Origin of the sequence: Subsaxibacter sp. CAU 1640 (assembly GCF_023156585.1) — a bacterium.
GTDB lineage: Bacteria > Bacteroidota > Bacteroidia > Flavobacteriales > Flavobacteriaceae > JBPOFM01.
The window spans coordinates 925,927-943,231 of sequence record NZ_JALNMI010000001.1 but is presented as its reverse complement, the minus strand read 5'-3'; the positions used below and the strand labels follow the sequence as shown (position 1 = coordinate 943,231).

At 36.3% G+C, this 17,305-nt stretch carries 12 protein-coding genes; 3 read left to right on the top strand and 9 right to left on the bottom strand.

Going from position 1 to position 17,305, the window contains the following annotated elements:
• Nucleotides 1-5 precede the first annotated feature (5 nt).
• The 9 genes from M0G43_RS04045 to uvrC form a co-directional block, all read right to left on the bottom strand.
• Nucleotides 6-3,215 carry a carboxypeptidase regulatory-like domain-containing protein gene (locus M0G43_RS04045; protein ID WP_248023668.1) on the bottom strand — a complete coding sequence of 1,070 codons (3,210 nt, stop codon included), beginning with the start codon at nt 3,213-3,215 and terminating at the stop codon, nt 6-8.
• 167 nt (nt 3,216-3,382) lie between these two features.
• On the bottom strand, nt 3,383-5,026 hold the full coding sequence (pgi, locus tag M0G43_RS04040; protein ID WP_248023666.1) for a glucose-6-phosphate isomerase: 1,644 nt from the start codon (nt 5,024-5,026) through the stop codon (nt 3,383-3,385).
• Entirely contained in the window at nt 5,026-6,312 is a 1,287-nt protein-coding gene (locus M0G43_RS04035; RefSeq protein ID WP_248023664.1) for a M23 family metallopeptidase, read from the bottom strand. Before M0G43_RS04035 ends, pgi begins: the two co-directional genes overlap by 1 nt.
• Before the next feature lie 29 nt (nt 6,313-6,341).
• The gene (locus M0G43_RS04030) at nt 6,342-7,274 is read right to left on the bottom strand and encodes a tryptophan 2,3-dioxygenase family protein (protein ID WP_248023663.1); all 933 of its coding nucleotides are present in this window, start codon (nt 7,272-7,274) and stop codon (nt 6,342-6,344) included.
• A 4-nt stretch (nt 7,275-7,278) separates the two neighbouring features.
• The gene (locus M0G43_RS04025) at nt 7,279-8,058 is read right to left on the bottom strand and encodes a DUF3108 domain-containing protein (protein ID WP_248023662.1); all 780 of its coding nucleotides are present in this window, start codon (nt 8,056-8,058) and stop codon (nt 7,279-7,281) included.
• A gap of 157 nt (nt 8,059-8,215) precedes the next feature.
• Entirely contained in the window at nt 8,216-9,376 is a 1,161-nt protein-coding gene (hppD, locus tag M0G43_RS04020) for a 4-hydroxyphenylpyruvate dioxygenase (RefSeq protein WP_248023661.1), read from the bottom strand.
• 86 nt (nt 9,377-9,462) lie between these two features.
• Nucleotides 9,463-10,623, bottom strand: coding sequence for a homogentisate 1,2-dioxygenase (locus tag M0G43_RS04015; protein ID WP_248023660.1), 1,161 nt, complete (start codon nt 10,621-10,623; stop codon nt 9,463-9,465).
• 213 nt (nt 10,624-10,836) lie between these two features.
• Nucleotides 10,837-13,074: a patatin-like phospholipase family protein gene (locus tag M0G43_RS04010; protein ID WP_248023659.1), complete on the bottom strand. Its 2,238-nt coding sequence runs from the start codon at nt 13,072-13,074 to the stop codon at nt 10,837-10,839.
• 12 nt (nt 13,075-13,086) lie between these two features.
• Complete coding sequence (gene uvrC / locus M0G43_RS04005) at nt 13,087-14,877, bottom strand: excinuclease ABC subunit UvrC (RefSeq protein WP_248023658.1); 1,791 nt, start codon at nt 14,875-14,877, stop codon at nt 13,087-13,089.
• 146 nt (nt 14,878-15,023) lie between these two features.
• Here uvrC and M0G43_RS04000 point away from each other — a divergent pair, with 146 nt between their 5' ends.
• From M0G43_RS04000 to M0G43_RS03990, 3 genes are read left to right on the top strand one after another with little or no spacing between them, the layout of a single operon-like run.
• Nucleotides 15,024-15,449: an ATP-dependent zinc protease gene (locus M0G43_RS04000; RefSeq protein ID WP_248023657.1), complete on the top strand. Its 426-nt coding sequence runs from the start codon at nt 15,024-15,026 to the stop codon at nt 15,447-15,449.
• On the top strand, nt 15,446-16,318 hold the full coding sequence (rimK, locus tag M0G43_RS03995; RefSeq protein ID WP_248023656.1) for a 30S ribosomal protein S6--L-glutamate ligase: 873 nt from the start codon (nt 15,446-15,448) through the stop codon (nt 16,316-16,318). The genes M0G43_RS04000 and rimK overlap by 4 nt, the downstream gene beginning before the upstream one ends.
• An 8-nt stretch (nt 16,319-16,326) precedes the next feature.
• Nucleotides 16,327-17,301, top strand: a complete 975-nt coding sequence (locus M0G43_RS03990; RefSeq protein WP_248023655.1) for a succinylglutamate desuccinylase/aspartoacylase family protein — start codon at nt 16,327-16,329, stop codon at nt 17,299-17,301.
• Nucleotides 17,302-17,305: the final 4 nt, after the last annotated feature.

Below are 17,305 nucleotides of genomic sequence, written 5' to 3'. Positions count from 1 at the left end.
TTGTCTTAAAAACTATATCTTAAGCCTGCTTGCATTTGCCATCTTGAAGATTGAAGTCCTGAATCGTCAACGATATTTTGGGTTTCGGTAGACCTAGGATCAAACGTGAAAGTAGGAGTCGTGCCGTCAGCCGCAAATCCTTCAAAATTCATCAACTGTACTTGATTAAAGTTTGTAAATGTTCTTACACCCCATTCTTTGTTTAGCAAGTTTGTGAAATTGAAAATATCGAAGGTAAATTCTAACTTGTGTACTTTTTTACCAATATTTACGCCTATTTCTTGTGCAAACTTTAAGTCAATGACATGACTCCAATCTGAACGATCTGCATTTCTTTCTGCAAATTGCCCTCTTCTACTTCTCAAATATTCATCACCTTCAATAAAAGCATCCAATAACTGATATTGCTCTGCAGCAGTTAAACTACCAGAATCGACAAGGTTTGCTTCAGCTTCGTTAGCAGGAACGTAAATCAATGCGGAATCAGAACCTGTATCTGCCAATAATCCACTTCCTCTATAAACGTAACTGAATGGCGCACCTTCTGCTCCTTCATAAAACAAGCCCAAACGTGTTTTAATGTTATCAGTCCACTTAAATTCAAAAGTACTGTTTGCCAAAATTCTATGACCTGGTGAAAAATCTGAAGTTGACAAATCTGGTCGGTTAGAACCATTGACTGTTTCAAGATTTCTCCATTGAGAACTGTTTTGAGAACTTGTTGCATCTAGTAAAACATCCGACTCGCCATAGGAATAAGTTGCCGATGTTCGAACATCAAATCTATCTGTAATAAAATTTTTGGAAAGTGTACCGCTGATGTTATAAGAACTACCCTCACCAGTATTGTATCCTAAATATATATCACTATAAGTGCCATCTACTTTTGCAAAGCCATAATTAGGTCTCGCCCCACCACCTGTTGTTGTGAATTGTGTACCTACTAAATTTATATTCTCATATGCAATAGCTGAAATATTATCATTCCAAATAAAATCAGCAGATAGTACAAAACCGCCAGGCAATTTTTGATCTACTGCGATATTAGTCTTGAAAACTTGAGGAAGTTTAAAATCTTTAGCGAATAAATCTACTTGTCCACCAACTGTTCCACTACCTGGAGCTGGATCGGCTAATTGAGTATTAGGATTTGGGTTGAATTGAGGAGCATTTGCACCCGTGAGTTGAATAAATCCAGCTGATAATCCATTATTGTTATATGCTGCGCCTGGCCAAACCAACGGTACTCTTGAGGTGAATATTCCAAAACCACCTCTAATTTGAGTTTTATTTTTATTATTTACATCCCAATTGAAACCAACTCTTGGGGAAATGTGAATATTTGGGTCGATACCTTGACCAACTTTTGCTCCTCTTAAGTCTTTTCCAGCAGCTTCTAACAATGGAATACTTCTATTGTTGAAATCGTCATTCACTAGACCGTCTTCCCAATAAGGGATATCTATTCTCAAACCTGCGGTAACTTTAAAAGCATCAGAAATATTAACCTCATCCTGTACATAAAGTCCAAGTTGAAAAATATCAAACTCGGCTGCGCCTTCTGAATCATCTCCAGTGCCTCCTAAAAGTGAGTACCCATATCGGTATCTATTAGGAAGTTGATTGGTTAAAAACGCGTCAAGATTGCTAAATCTATAATCCCCAAAATTTTGTCTGAAGAATACATTTTTTGCTGAAGTAAACTCATTATGCGTTCCTAATGTTATTGTATGTCTTCCAGAGTATATTTCAAAATTATCTGTCAATGTCAGCACACTTTGCTCTAATAAATTTGCTGTTGAAAATGGCTCCGAACCAAAGAAAATAGATGTTCCTGCAGCATCTTGAATCTCTACAGATGGAAAAGGACTTCCTTGTGGATCTCTGTCGTCATTAACTGTAGTGTAACCTATTACTAGATTATTCGAAAATTTATCACCAATAGTCGAATTAAATTCTAATGCTGTTGAATTAGTGATTGACTCGAAATTAATAGCTCTATTTGAAAAATTAATAGCTCCTGTGTTAGAAGCAGCTGCATCAAGCTGAACAGCTTTCACATAACTGTGTTTCAATGACAATCTATTATTGGCATTGATATTCCAGTCTATTTTTGCAATAAACTTATCGCTTTCAAGAGATGATGTGTTATTTGAGTAACCACCTGCGTTATAGCCAAAAGAATTCAGTAAATAATCTGAAAGAGTTTGAAGATCTGTGGCAGTTACATCTCCTCTGTAAGTTGAAATATCAAAAGGCTGTGGAGTTTCATTTTCTTGTCTTTCGTAGTTTACGAAGTAGAATAATTTATCCTTAATGATTTTTCCTCCAACACGAACACCATATGTTTTAGATGAGAACTCTGCCAACTTTTTTCTTTCACCATCATCACCCACTAATTTTTGTGGTGTTTTACCAGCCAAATCTTGGTTTCTAACAAACGCATAAGCGGACCCCTCAAGCGTATTTGTTCCAGATTTGGTAATTGCGTTTATACTTCCTCCCGCAAAACCTGACTGTCTAACATCAAAAGGCGCTACGTTGATTTGGAAAGACTCGATAGCATCTAAAGAAATAGGGCTTACGCCGGTTTGTCCTCCATTAGTACCATTTCCTGCCAATCCGAATACATCATTATTAACAGCTCCGTCAATATAGATAGCGTTATACCTATTATTTTGACCGCTTATAGATACTACATCATCACCGCTAACTTTCGCTTGAGGCGTTAATCTGGCAAAATCTGCAATGTTTCTTGAAATTGAAGGCAAAGTATTTACTTGTCTTTGTGAAACTCTCGTTTCAGCTCCTGTTTTACCAGAATCAAATACGCTTCCTCCTTGAGTAGTAATAATCACTTCATCAAGCACATTTGAGTCTTCAGAGAGTGAAACACTTATCTTTTTAGAGTCTCCCAATTGCAAGAATACGTTTTCTTGAACATATTCCACAAAACCTACATATGAAATTGTAATCTTATAAGGACCTCCCGTTCTCATATTCGATATACGATAAAATCCATCAAAATCAGAAGCTGCACCATAAGTAGTCCCTGAAGGTACATGTACTGCAACCACATTGGCACCAAGTAGAGGCTCTCCATTATTATCTGTTACTTGCCCATTTATAGAAGACGTAGTGACGCCTTGAGCAAATGATGCCGATGCAATTAACATTACAACAGCAACAATCAAAAATTTGGTAATTCTTTTCATGTGAGTTTTTAATTTTTAGTATGAAATGTTTTGCAAAATTAAACCTTTATCAAGGTCTATTATTACCTAAATGTTAAAGAACTATTAAAGAAAAGAAATTACAAATAATAATCGATAAGTATTGATAATGAATTGATTAAAAATCAAAAAGTTATTAACTTTCTTTATTACAGGGATTTGTAATATTTTAGAATATTGTTTGTAGAGGCATCATGTTCAGTAGCAACGCCGTCAACATTTAACTCTTTCAATATGGTATTGGCTAATTGTTTGCCAAGCTCTACGCCATATTGGTCGTAACTGAAAATGTTCCAAATGACACCTTCAACAAAGATTTTGTGTTCGTAAAGTGCAATTAGTTTCCCTAAGCTTTCTGGTGTCAACTTTTTGATGAGAATGGTTGTCGTTGGCTTGTTTCCTTCAAATATTTTGTAGGGAGTCAACTGTTTTATTTCTTCCTCGGATAATTTTTGGTCTTGAAGCTCTGAAACAACTTGCTCTTTTGTTTTTCCATTCAAAAGCGCTTCTGTTTGTGCAATGAAATTAGACATCAATTTATCTTGATGATCCTTATCTCCATAAAGTGATTTTGCGAATCCGATAAAATCTGCAGGAATCAATTTTGTGCCTTGATGTATCAGCTGAAAAAATGCGTGCTGCGAATTCGTGCCTGGCTCGCCCCAAATGATAGTTCCTGTTTGATAATTGACTTTGTTTCCACTTCTATCAACGCTTTTACCATTACTTTCCATAATGGCCTGTTGTAAATAGGTCGCAAATTGATTCAAGTATTGAGAATAGGGTAAAATAGCCTGACTTTCTACATTGAAAAAGTTATTGTACCAAACACTCAATAGTGCTAAAATCACAGGAAGATTTTGATCAAACTCCTCATTCTTGAAGTGTTCATCCATTTTATTCGCGCCTGAAAGCAAGCTCTCAAAATTTTCATAACCTACCGAAAGACTGATCGAAAGCCCTACAGCGCTCCATAAAGAAAATCGTCCACCAACCCAATCCCACATTGGGAAAATGTTATGTTCTGCGATTCCAAAATCTTTCACTTTGGCAATATTTGTGGAAACAGCTACGAAATGTTTTGCAATGTCTTCTTGGCTACCGTAATTCAAAAACCAATTTTTGATTGTTGTGGCGTTTGAGAGTGTTTCCTGCGTGGTAAAAGTTTTAGAAACAATTACAAATAGGGTAGTTTCAGGATTGAGTTTTTTCAAGATCTCATTAACGTGATCGCCATCCACATTGCTCACGAAATGGGTAGTCAAATGATTTTTATAATATTGAAGTGAATCAACCACCATAGCAGGTCCCAAATCTGAACCTCCAATACCGATATTCACTATATCTGTGAATGGCTTGTCTGTAAAACCTTTGAATTTTTGCCCAACTACGTTTTCAGTAAATTGTTTGATTTGATCCTTTACACGTTTTACCTCTGGCATTACGTTCTCGCCTTCGACGAAAAAATCAACATAATTAGGATCTCTCAACGCAACGTGAGCTACTGCTCTACCTTCAGTTTGGTTAATGATGTCTCCAGAAAAGTATTTTGAAATAGCATTTTTAAGATCCACTTCTTTTGCCAACTGAAGCAAAAGATCAATAGTTTCATGCGTCCATCGGTTTTTAGAATAATCTACATAAAAATCATCCCATTGAATGGTCATCTTATCAGCTCGCTCTTTATCTTGAGCAAACCAATGAGACATATGTTCATTTTTGATGGTTTCTAAATGTGACTTTAAGGAATTCCAGGCTTTGGTAGTGGTTGGGTTAATTGATTTTAAGGCCATTAATCTACTTGACTTATTAGATTTTCTTCAGATGAAAATGGTTTTTTCTTTTTCTCTTTAAATTGAATGTTATCCAATTTCAACTTTAACGGTTGGATGTAAGTTTGATATTTTTCTTTCAAGGCGTCAGGAATACTTTCAGCTGTTGGCAATTTCTCCTTGAAAGGATCTACTTGTTCGCCATTTTTCCAGAAACGATAGCATACGTGAGGGCCACCTGTATTTCCTGTCATACCAACCCAACCAATGACATCTCCTTGTTTCACATATTGACCCTTTTTGACATTTTGGGCCTTCATATGAAGATATTGTGTACTGTAAGTATCATTGTGCTTTATTTTCACATACTTCCCATTTCCACCTCTTTGGGTAGATTCCAAAACAGTACCATTGGCCGTTGCCAAAATTGGTGTTCCAACAGGAGCGGCAAAATCGGTTCCTTTGTGAGGACGAAGTGCATAGCCATAGTATGCAATACGACGGTTGAGATTATATCTTGAAGAAATTCTGCTGAACTGAACTGGAGCTTTTAGAAAAGCGCGCTTCAAACTTTTTGATTTTTCATCAAAATAGGTTGGTGATTTTTGAAGGCTATCGGTTTTAAATCCGAAGGCATAAAAATCTTCTCCTTTATGTTGAAAATACGCAGCTTCAATACTTTCCAGACCTACGGAAATATTATCTTCAATATAACGCTCTTTATAAACAATTTTGAACTTATCACCAGGTTGTACTTTGAAAAAATTGATGGTCCAAGCATAGATATCAGACATATCATTGATCAATTGATAAGGCAATTCTTGAGCTTCCATTGTTTGAGACAATGAGTTGTGAATGACACCAGAAGCCTCTTTTGTGACAATAGTTACAGGTTTACTTTCCTTATAAGTCATAATGGAATCAGCAAACTTAATAACCACATAATCAATGCTGTTCGGTTGATAAATGAAACACTCTGGCTTTTGAAGTGAATCTTTAGAGCACAGAAGTGTATAAGGTTTTCCTATCTGAAGCTTTCGGATATCGTAAGAATCCTTTGCGCTTTCAGCAATGTTGTGAACCTGCGTATAATCGATATTATTACGTTGTAAAATGGCCCCAAAAGTATCTCCAGATTTAATCGTATCCCGTTTTACGAAATAATCGTTGAGATTAAATCCAAACTCGATGATTTCCTCTGGCTCTACAACAGCTTGAAAATCTTCAGGAATATCTTTTGGTTCATTTTTACAAGAAAAAAAGCTAATTGAAATTAAAAGTGCTATTAATAATTTTCTTTGCTTCATTGTCACTATTTAGTTAGGTTATTTAGTTATTAAATATTTGTTCCCCAATTCTCTAACTCTTCTTGAGTCCAGAGGTCAGGAAAAAATATTCGTCTTTGGTATTTAGGGTGCATATATTTTTTCCATTCACTTCCACCAGTTGCTTCAACGTGTTTGCTGCCACTTTCGATATAATGTTTTGCCGCGTTGTAATGTGCCATAACCCAAGTGATGTTCACTGTATAATCATAATGGCGCATTGCCTTCACCAAATCTTCATCTTTTTGGTCTTCTTTCGGCAATTCTTTAAAACGAGTCCAGAGATTTTTGGTATTGTAACTTTCCATAAATCGGAGAAACTCATCCTTATATCGATTTTCAAAGTTAATCAAAAGTGTGGATTTTTTACCAGTTTCATAATCTTTCCCTGCTGCTTGCCAATATAAATGTTCAAATGCGTGAGTGTAAGGCGTGCTCCTGTCTATTGTAGATCGAAATCTATAATCGATTAAATTGATCAATTCTGTAGATGCAAATTCAATCAATCGATATTGAGCACTTTGAAAGCCACTTGCAGGAGTCAATGTATTTCTAAATTTCATATACTGCTCCACTTCCATTCCTTCTCTCATAATATTGAAAGATGTGGTAAGCATATCAAAATAACGACTGACGCGCATAATTTTGTTCTCGAAAAAGACAACATCCAAATTTTCCTTTTCAGCAACTTGAGAAATTTCCCATAGAATCATCTTAAACAACAACTCATTGATTTGATGATAGGCAATAAACACCATTTCATCTGGAAGCGTAGTGCGTTGAATCTGCAAATTCAGCAAGGCATCCGTTTGAATATAGTCCCAATAAGTGATAGGCTTACTGTAGAGTAAGCCTTCCAAATGAGTATGAGTATCTTGATTAATGGATTTATACTTCTGCTGAAGTTCTTTCAGAACTGGGTCAAAATTGGGTTGGTCAGACATACTATTAGTCAAATTGTACTTGAAATGAGTGCTTCAATCCTTTGAAAGCTTCTAAATTAGCCTGTAAAGAACCTACTCTCAAATCTGCCTTTATCTTTAAAGGTATTTTATTATCATCAGCGCTTACCCAAAGGGTCAAACTTTCTTCCTCTTTAAACACACGACCTGCCATAACATAAGGTCTGAACATTAATGTTTTTACCTTGCCAAAATTGGTTTCGATGGTTTCTTTTCCAAGGTATTTAAGTCTAAAATTATAGTTCTCTTCATCAAAAAACATATTCAAAGAAACAACGTCACCTTCCTTAATAGTATCTGTGTTATAATTGTTTCTCAAATAATAAAATGCAGACACCATATCCTGTACATCTTTCTCAATGGAATGTGTACTTTGGGTTTTGTGTTTCTTATTGTTGACGTAAGCCTTCTTATTAGTATGATCGAATTCGGTTTCCACATCTTTAGTATGGCCACCTTCATCTATTTGACGGATCGACTTGTATGGTAATCCCGTTGTTTTGTCAAAATAGCTTTCATAACGATCTTTAACCTTAAAAAACCATTTAATAGCTCCAGTGGTCCAACCTTTACCTACCACGTGGTAAACAGGTTTTCCGTTATAAGTTGTTTCCTCTACACTTAAAGTGGCGTTTCCAGCCTTAAGCCAATTACTGTAGCTCATTTCAAACTTAAACCATTCTCCTGACTGAAAAGCTTGTTGCTTTTGGGAAAACGAAGCTTGAAAACATAATACAGCAACGAATATAAGTAGGGTCTTTTTCATAATTATTGTTCATTGTAAATGTAACTTGCGGCAATTACATTTTGTTTCTGCAAGATGATTTACAATTACTGTTCCAAAAATATAAAAAAACTTGAGACTACCTATAAAATGGGCGTTTCAACCTTGTTAAATAAATGTTTAATTTTCAGCTTGTTTCTTATAGAGTTCCTCGCTTTTCTTGCTCTCTTTCAATGGATTCGAACAACGCCTTGAAATTTCCTGCTCCAAAACCTCTTGCTCCCATTCTTTGAATAATCTCAAAAAATAACGTTGGCCTATCTTCAACTGGCTTGGTAAAAATCTGAAGTAAATATCCTTCTTCATCAGCATCAATCATAATCCCTAAACTTTTTAAAGTTTCGATATCTTCTCGCAATTGATGATTGTGGTCTTGCAAACGTTTAGGAACCGCTCGGTAATATTCCTCTGGTGGTGTCGATAAAAACTCAACACCTTTTGATTTTAATTTTGCAACTGTGGAAATGATATCATCAGTGGCCACTGCGATGTGCTGAACTCCAGAATCTTCGTAGAAATCTAGATATTCTTCGATTTGCGAGCGCTTTTTACCTTCTGCTGGTTCGTTAATTGGGAATTTGATTCGGCCGTTACCATTACTCATCACCTTACTCATCAAGGCTGAATATTCCGTATGGATTTGCTTATCGTCAAACGATAGGAAGTTTACAAAACCCATCACGTCCTCGTACCATTTTACCCAAGTATTCATTTGCCCCCAACCAACGTTTCCAACCATATGGTCTATAAATTTCAGTCCAACTGGCTCCGGATTGTAGTCACTTTTCCATTCTTTAAAACCAGGCATAAATGTTCCTTTGTAATTTTTCCTTTCGACAAACATATGAACCGTTTCGCCGTAAGTATAAATCCCAGCTCGCACGACTTCGCCAAATTCGTCTGTTTCAACTTTTGGTTCCATAAACGATTTAGCGCCTCGCTTTGTGGTTTCTTCCCAAGATTTTCTTGCATCATCTACCCAAAGTGCCACAACTTTGACACCATCACCGTGTTTTACGATGTGATTATTGATTGGCGACTTACTATTTAAAGGTGTGGTTAAAACTAAACGAATTTTATCTTGCACCACAACATAGCTTACCTCGTCTCTAGAACCGGTTTCCAAACCCTTGTATGCATAAGATTGAAAGCCAAATGCCGATTTATAAAAATGCGCTGCTTGTTTTGCGTTGCCTACATAAAACTCAACATAATCTGTTCCTAAAAGAGGAAGGAAATCTTGAGCGCCTTCGAAAATTTTTTCTAATCCGTATTCTACTGATTTTACGTCTTTACTCATTGTATTTGTTTTTTTAGCCCTGATTATAGCGACATCCTTTTTTCCAAAAAAAAGATATAGCGGAAAGCAGGATTAGCTTCTTATTATTAATGATCTAACCAAGATTTAAAATAATCTTCGTCAGCTATTTTTAATGCTTCTTCTGTGACTTGCAACGGCTTAAAAGTGTCTACCATTACCGCTAACTCATCTGTTTTTATTTTACCAATGCTTCGCTCTACAGATCCTGGATGTGGACCGTGAGGAATACCTGCTGGATGCAGTGAAATATGCCCAGCATCTACATCATTTCTGCTCATAAAATCGCCATCTACGTAATACAGCACCTCATCACTGTCGATATTGCTATGGTTGTAAGGCGCTGGAATGCTCTGTGGGTGATAATCATACAATCGCGGTACAAAACTGCACACCACAAAGGCATCTGTTTCAAAAGTTTGGTGCACTGGAGGTGGTTGGTGGATACGGCCTGTGATTGGTTCAAAATCGTGAATTGAAAAGGCATAAGGATAGTTATAGCCATCGTAACCCACAACGTCGAAAGGATGTGAGGCGTACACCATCTCAAAAATTTCGTCTCTCTTTTTGACTTTTATCAAAAAATCACCTTTTTCGTCATAAGTTTCAAGCTCTTGTGGCTGGCGTAAATCGCGCTCGCAATAGGGTGAATGCTCCAAAAGTTGTCCAAACCAATTGCGGTAGCGTTTTGGCATGTAAATTGGTCTTCTGGATTCTACTATAAAAAGTCGATTGTCTTGCGTGTCGAAATCGATTTTATAGATAATTCCTCTTGGCACCAAAAGATAGTCACCATATTTAAAATCGAGATTTCCCAGATGTGTACGCAATTTTCCTGTTCCTTTATGGATGAAAATCAACTCGTCAGCATCTGTATTTTTATAAAAATAATCTTCTGTCGATTGTTTAGGAGCTGCCAATATAATGCTGCAATCGCTATTGGTCAAGATGGTTTTCCGACTATCCAAATAATCGTTTTCCGGTTTTACTTGAAATCCTCTAAAACGATAAGATTGCATATTGTTTGCCTTCGCAACTTTTGGCGCAACGCTGTATTGCTTTCTAATCTCCTTGACCTGTGTTGGTCGTTGTTCGTGATAGGAGTTTGTGGACATACCATCAAACCCAATAGTTCCAAACAACTGCTCCGAATACAGACTTCCATCTGGCTTTCGGAATTGCGTATGTCTTTTTGAAGGAATGTTCCCTAATTTATGATAAAATGGCATAGTATAAGATTAAAGTTCAAGGTTAAAAGTTCAAAATCTGATGATCCTCTTAACATTTAAAATTTACATAAAGATACGATAATGCACACTTATTCTGGATTTCTTTTGATAAGAAATTGAAGATGGGAAAGTAAATCTGACCAGAATTCTTTTGTCATTTGACAAATATCGTGAAATATTTGAAACTTGAAAAATTATGCTAACAGAGAAGCGTTAGAACCAAAATCCAAGGTTGAAAAACCAATAACTTCTCTTGACTTCTGGTGAATATGTGTATTTTACTTCCATCGGTCCTAAAAAGGTTTCAATAGCATAACCTGCAGCATAACCACTGTAGTCAACTTTTTTGACCCATTCACCTGTATCGAATAAGTTGTCCTCAACATTGGCATAATTGGCAGCTAATGTGATGTGGTTTTTTTTAAAAATTTCATAATCCATCGATATTGTTCCTTTCACAAAACTATTTCCTATCAAAGACAAATAATCATACCCGTAAAAAGAAACAAAATTATTAATGAAATTGTTGCCATAACCTCCTAGAGCAAAGTTTAATGATGTTGGCGAGTTTTCTCCTATCCTAAATCCTCCTTGAGTCAAAACGTTAAAAGACACTTTATTTATTGGCATAATTGCATAGCCAATATCAGCCTTGGCAATAGAAAATGGTGAAAAATTTTTGTTAAAACGTGATGCATAAACATACCAATGAAAATCACCATTGAAGTAGAAGCCATCCTTCGGGAAATATCTATTGCTATAAGTATCCAGTTTTAAGGTTCCGAACCCGCTGATATAATCTGTATTTTCAAATATGATGGCTCCGTTATTTTGCTCCGTATTAAGTGTTTCAGATTTAAGCTTTAATCTTTTATGCTCTGCTCCTATACCAAGAGCAAAGTCCTTTCTAAAAAGTGTCTGCAAATAGAATTGATTAGTCTGGTCTTGAATCTCTATTTCCAATTTATTCAAACCTTGTATCGGTTCTTGACCCGAATCTACATATAGTTGTGAAGACACATTTTTCGAAAATTGATTGAATCTAGATTTTAAACCAATACTCCAGTAAAAGCCCTTATCAATAAAATATTCGAAATTATATCGCACATTGTCTCCAAGAATGACATCCATTGAAATGACATCATTGTCTATCAAAAAACGTTTTTTGGTAAGATTGACCAATGCTGCACTTTTATACAAATCGTCGTAATGTATTCCCAATTTCAAGAAGGTTGTTGTTTCATTTTCAATAACAGTTCCTTTTAAATCATACCCATCTCCTTCTTTTGACTTTCGAAATTCATATTGAAAGGTGTCAAAATTATTTGTTGCCACCAAATTGTTCACTCCTCTGTTAAAATCTATATAACTTACAGTGCTGTTTGGTTTGAATTTCAATTTTCCAAAAATATAAGAACGCGTATAACGATTGTTTCCTCTAAATTGAATATCATTAATTACAATACTATCCCTTACAATATCTTCAAGATTGACGCCGTGTTTTTTTGTCCTTTTTGGAAGTACACTCAAATCATGAAATTTTTTAAGCGCTGCTGTTTGACCTGATTCAATAATCTTATTCCCCTCACTAAAAGAAATCACTGAAAAATTGCTAATATCTGGTTTGATATAAATATCCGTATCTTTTGCTTTCTTCTTCATATCATTAATCGTTCTATAATTATTGATTTGAAGCAAAATGTCTGGAGCTGTTGTCAACTCCGTTCTGTCTGCTAGACCATCCTGAACATCAACGCCTATGATGATATCCATTCCTTGCGCTCTTAACTCTGCAATGGGATAATTATTTGTAACGCCTCCGTCAATCAATATTTTATCATTTATAATCACAGGCTGAAAGAGTGATGGTAGTGCACCACTTGCAGCTACAGCCTGTGCCAAGTTGCCTTTGTCGAGAATTACAGATTCACCTGTTTCAATATTGGTTGCCATGCAGAAAAATGGAATGGGTAATTTCTTGAAATCATCAACTTCAGAAACGTGCAGTGTTAATTTAGACAATAAGTTATACACATTCTGACCCCTTGACAGTGCCGATGGCAAGTTGATTTTGAATTTTTCAAAAGGAAGTGTCACTCCATATTTTTCTGAATTTTCCCTTTCATAAAATGTCTTGGCGGCTCTCGGAATATTGTCATTGATAACATCATCAAAATCCAAGCTTTTAAAAATAGAATCGAGCTGTTTACCTGTGTAACCTGAAGCGTATAACGAACCAATTATTGCTCCCATACTCGTGCCTGCTACATAATCAACTTTTATATCCAAGCTGTCCAGGACCTTCATTACCCCAATGTGCGCAAAACCTTTGGCGCCACCTCCGCTCAAAACCAAACCAATTTTTGGTCGCTTTTGCGGGGTTTGCTCTTGAGCAGTTATTGAAAAACTGACAAGTGTTAATAGGGTTATTATGAAAATGACTCTTTTCAAAAATCGATAGTGTTATCTTTTATAAAATTCAATTATTTTTTTTGATCTTGATTCACCAATTACAGGTTTCAACTCCTCCAAAGAGGCATTGCTGATACGCTTTACAGTTTTGAAATGCTTCATCAACTCAACGATGGTTTGCTCACCAATACCCGAAATTGCTTCCAATTCAGTTTTAAAAGCGCCTTTACTTCGTCGATTTCTATGATGCTCAATCCCAAAACGATGCGCTTCATTGCGCAACTGCTGAATAACTTTTAGAGTTTCGCTTTTCTTGTCTAAATATAGGGGAATTGGATCATCTGGATAAAATAATTCTTCCAAACGTTTCGCTATTCCGATGATTGCAATTTTTCCTCTCAAACCCAACTGTTCCAAACTTTTCAAAGCAGATGATAATTGCCCTTTTCCTCCGTCGATGATAATCAATTGCGGCAAAGATTGTTCTTCGGCCAAAAGCCGCTTGTATCTTCTATAAACCACTTCTTCCATCGAGGCAAAATCATCAGGACCCTCAACTGTTTTGATGTTGAAATGACGATAGTCCTTTTTGCTTGGTTTACCGTTTTTAAATACCACACAAGCTGCAACTGGGTTTGTTCCTTGTATGTTGGAGTTATCAAAACACTCAATGTGGCGAGGTTCGACCTTTAGTCTCAAATCAGATTTCATTTGTGCCATAATTCTCTCGACGTGCCTATCTGGATCTGTAATTTTCACCTGTTTGAACCGTTCCATGCGATAATATTTGGCATTTCGCTCTGAAAGCTCCAAAATTCGCTTTTTGTCTCCCAGTTTTGGGATGGTCACTTTGATGTTTTCACCTAAATCCACCTCAAAAGGCACATAAATTTCCTTTGAATTGGAATGAAATCGTTGTCTTATTTCTGTTATTGCCAGTTGAAGTAACTCTTCATCCGATTCATCCAGTTTTTTCTTGATTTCCAATGTATGCGAACGGATGATAGAACCATAAGATAACTGTAAAAAATTCACGTAGCCATATCCTTCATCTGAAACAATTGAAAAGACATCGACATTGCTGATTTTGGGGTTGACAACTGTCGATTTAGATTGATAATTTTCAAGAATATCAATTTTTTCCTTGATGCGTTGGGCTTGCTCGAACTCCATTTTTTCAGCAAACATTTTCATCTGTTTTTTGAATTGATTTAAGGAATCTTTAAAATTTCCTTTTAAAATTTCGCGAATGGACGAAATATTTTCATGATAATCATCTTCAGCCTGCAAACCTTCGCAAGGTCCTTTGCAATTTCCCAGATGGTATTCCAAACAAACTTTGTACTTGCCAGCTTCAATCTTATCTTGAGACAAATCATAGTTGCAAGTTCGGAGATGATATAATCCTTTTATCAAATCCAATAGGGTATGAACCGTTTTCATGCTGGTGTATGGCCCAAAGTACTCGGAGCCATCCTTAAAAACTCGTCTGGTTGAAAATACTCTCGGGAAACGTTCGTTTTTGACACAAATCCATGGATAAGATTTGTCATCTTTAAGCATCACATTATAGCGAGGCTGATATTTTTTGATGAGATTGTTCTCAAGAAGCAAAGCGTCGGTTTCTGTTTCAACCACAATATGCTTTATGGCCGCAATTTTTTTTACTAGTGCTTTTGTCTTTCCCCAATTATGTTGTTTGCTAAAATAAGAGCTGACACGCTTTTTCAAGTCCTTTGCCTTTCCTACATAAAGCAATTTGTTATTGGCATCATAATATTGGTACACTCCAGGCTGGTTGGGCAATGTTTGTAACTGAATTTCTAAAGTAGGCTGACTCATTTACCAAAGATAGCACTTATACAAAAACATTTCAATGAAATTATAGCTCAAATAACAAACGTTTATAGAGTTGGTTTAGCTAAAAACACTTTCTTGTTACCATTTGTTTTTTCATTACCTTGCACCTTCAACATTTAACTTTTGGAATGCCAAAAAAAGTGATTGGTCGAATCGATAAAGCGGATTTTCCAACGCTTGATTTATTTGATATTGACATAAAAATAGACACTGGTGCTTACACATCATCCATTCATTGCCACAAAGTGATCGTGATAGATGATGAATTGGTCTGCTTATTTTATGATGAAGGTCATCCATATTACAATGGCAAAGAAATACGATTCAAACAATTTTCAACCGCCAAAGTAAAGAGTAGTAATGGTTTGGTTCAAAAAAGATATAAGGTTAAAACATCCATTGTTCTGTTTGAAAAGAAATATAATATCTCTTTAACCTTAAGCACTCGTGATGATATGAGATACCCTATCTTGATTGGCAGAAAATTCTTGTCCAAAAAATTCGTAGTTGACGTAACACAAAAAAATATATCCTACAATAAAAAGAATAAATGAATATAGTCATATTATCCAGAAACCCTCATTTATATTCCACACAACGCTTGGTGGAAGCAGCTCGCCAACGCAAACACACCTGCGAAGTCATTGACCCTTTGAAATGCGAAATCATTATTGAGAAAAAAAATCCAGCCGTTTTGTATCGTGGAAAATCACTTGAAAACGTTGATGCAATTATTCCGAGAATAGGTGCATCTGTTACTTTTTATGGAACAGCTGTGGTAAGACAATTTGAAATGATGAAAGTGTTTTCGGTAGTGGAATCTCAAGCTTTGGTAAGGTCTAGAGACAAACTAAGAAGTCTTCAGGTCTTATCTCGTGCAGGATTGGGAATGCCAAAAACAGTTTTCTCAAATTATACAAAAGACGTAAAGGAAGTTATTGAGTATGTGGGCGGTGCACCGTTAGTCATCAAATTATTGGAAGGAACACAAGGACTTGGTGTAGTATTGGCTGAAACCAACAACGCTGCCGAATCGGTCCTGGAAGCTTTCAACGGTCTGCAAGCTAGAGTAATTGTTCAAGAGTTTATAAAAGAAGCTAAAGGCGCAGATATCAGAGCATTTATTGTAGATGGCAATGTGGTGGGTGCTATGAAACGGCAAGGAAAAGAAGGTGAATTCCGTTCTAATTTACATCGTGGTGGAACAGCACAAATCATTCAATTAACGGATGATGAGGAAAACGCTGCACTTAAAGCTGCCAAAGCTTTGGGATTGGGGGTTTGTGGAGTTGATATGTTGCAATCTGACAGAGGTCCATTGATTTTAGAGGTAAATTCCTCTCCGGGTTTGGAAGGTATTGAAGCCGCTACCAAAAAAGATATTGCCAAAAGTATCATTCGGTTTATCGAAAGAAATGTTTAAAGGTTTTTATGACGACCGAGTATAAGGACATCATCACCATTTTGGGACAGGAAATTCCTCTTGGAACATCCAAAGAAATAAACTTCAATATTGCAAAACTCCATACCGCAACAAAAATTGAAGTTCCTGTCATAGTTGAGCGTTCCAAAAAACCTGGCCCAACAATTTTGTTTTCTGCTGGTATTCACGGTGATGAAATCAATGGCGTCGATATTGTAAGACAGCTTATTGTTAAAAAAATCAATAAGCCAAAAAGAGGAACCATTATATGTATGCCTATCATCAACATCTTCGGTTTTTTAAATAGCTCCAGAGACTTTCCAGACGGTCGAGATTTGAATCGTATGTTCCCTGGCTATCCGAATGGCTCGCTCGCAAGTCGAGTGGCTTTCCGATTGATCAATGAAATTATTCCAGACGTTGATTTTGTGGTCGATTTTCATACAGGAGGTGCCAGTAGGTTTAACGCTGCACAAATAAGGATTATACGTAACGAACCAGAGTTGGAAGAGATGGCCAAAGTTTTCGGTGCGCCATTTGTATTATATTCAAATCACATCTCAAAATCCTTCAGAAGTGCCTGCTATCAGTTGGGAAAACCCATTCTTTTGTTTGAAGGCGGAAAATCATTTTACGTAGATAACAATATATCAAAAGTTGGGGTTGAAGGTGCCAAGCGAATCCTGGCCCATTTTGATATGTTGAACTCCAAAGTTAAGGCCAATTCGCCAAAAATGCTTACGATTTTTGTTGAGGAAAGTCAATGGTTGAGAGCTAAAAAATCAGGAATGTTCAAAGCTCTTATGCCTATTCATTCTCACGTTAAAGTGGATGATGTTTTGGGACAGATCACAGACCCATACGGAAAAGTTTATCACGAAGTTAAATCGACTGTGGATGGTTATATCATTAATGTGAATGAAGCTTCATTGGTATATCAAGGTGATGCCTTGTTCCATCTTACGACTCGCATAAAAAGTTGATGTT

Bases quoted from the DNA above. Each gene is read 5' to 3' on its own strand.
- M0G43_RS04015 (WP_248023660.1), bottom strand. From the start codon at position 10,623: ATGCCATTTTATCATAAATTAGGGAACATTCCTTCAAAAAGACATACG.
- M0G43_RS04035 (WP_248023664.1), bottom strand. From the start codon at position 6,312: ATGAAGCAAAGAAAATTATTAATAGCACTTTTAATTTCAATTAGCTTT.
- M0G43_RS04030 (WP_248023663.1), bottom strand. From the start codon at position 7,274: ATGTCTGACCAACCCAATTTTGACCCAGTTCTGAAAGAACTTCAGCAG.
- M0G43_RS04025 (WP_248023662.1), bottom strand. From the start codon at position 8,058: ATGAAAAAGACCCTACTTATATTCGTTGCTGTATTATGTTTTCAAGCT.
- pgi (WP_248023666.1), bottom strand. From the start codon at position 5,026: ATGGCCTTAAAATCAATTAACCCAACCACTACCAAAGCCTGGAATTCC.
- rimK (WP_248023656.1), top strand. From the start codon at position 15,446: ATGAATATAGTCATATTATCCAGAAACCCTCATTTATATTCCACACAA.
- hppD (WP_248023661.1), bottom strand. From the start codon at position 9,376: ATGAGTAAAGACGTAAAATCAGTAGAATACGGATTAGAAAAAATTTTC.
- M0G43_RS03990 (WP_248023655.1), top strand. From the start codon at position 16,327: ATGACGACCGAGTATAAGGACATCATCACCATTTTGGGACAGGAAATT.
- uvrC (WP_248023658.1), bottom strand. From the start codon at position 14,877: ATGAGTCAGCCTACTTTAGAAATTCAGTTACAAACATTGCCCAACCAG.
- M0G43_RS04045 (WP_248023668.1), bottom strand. From the start codon at position 3,215: ATGAAAAGAATTACCAAATTTTTGATTGTTGCTGTTGTAATGTTAATT.
- M0G43_RS04000 (WP_248023657.1), top strand. From the start codon at position 15,024: ATGCCAAAAAAAGTGATTGGTCGAATCGATAAAGCGGATTTTCCAACG.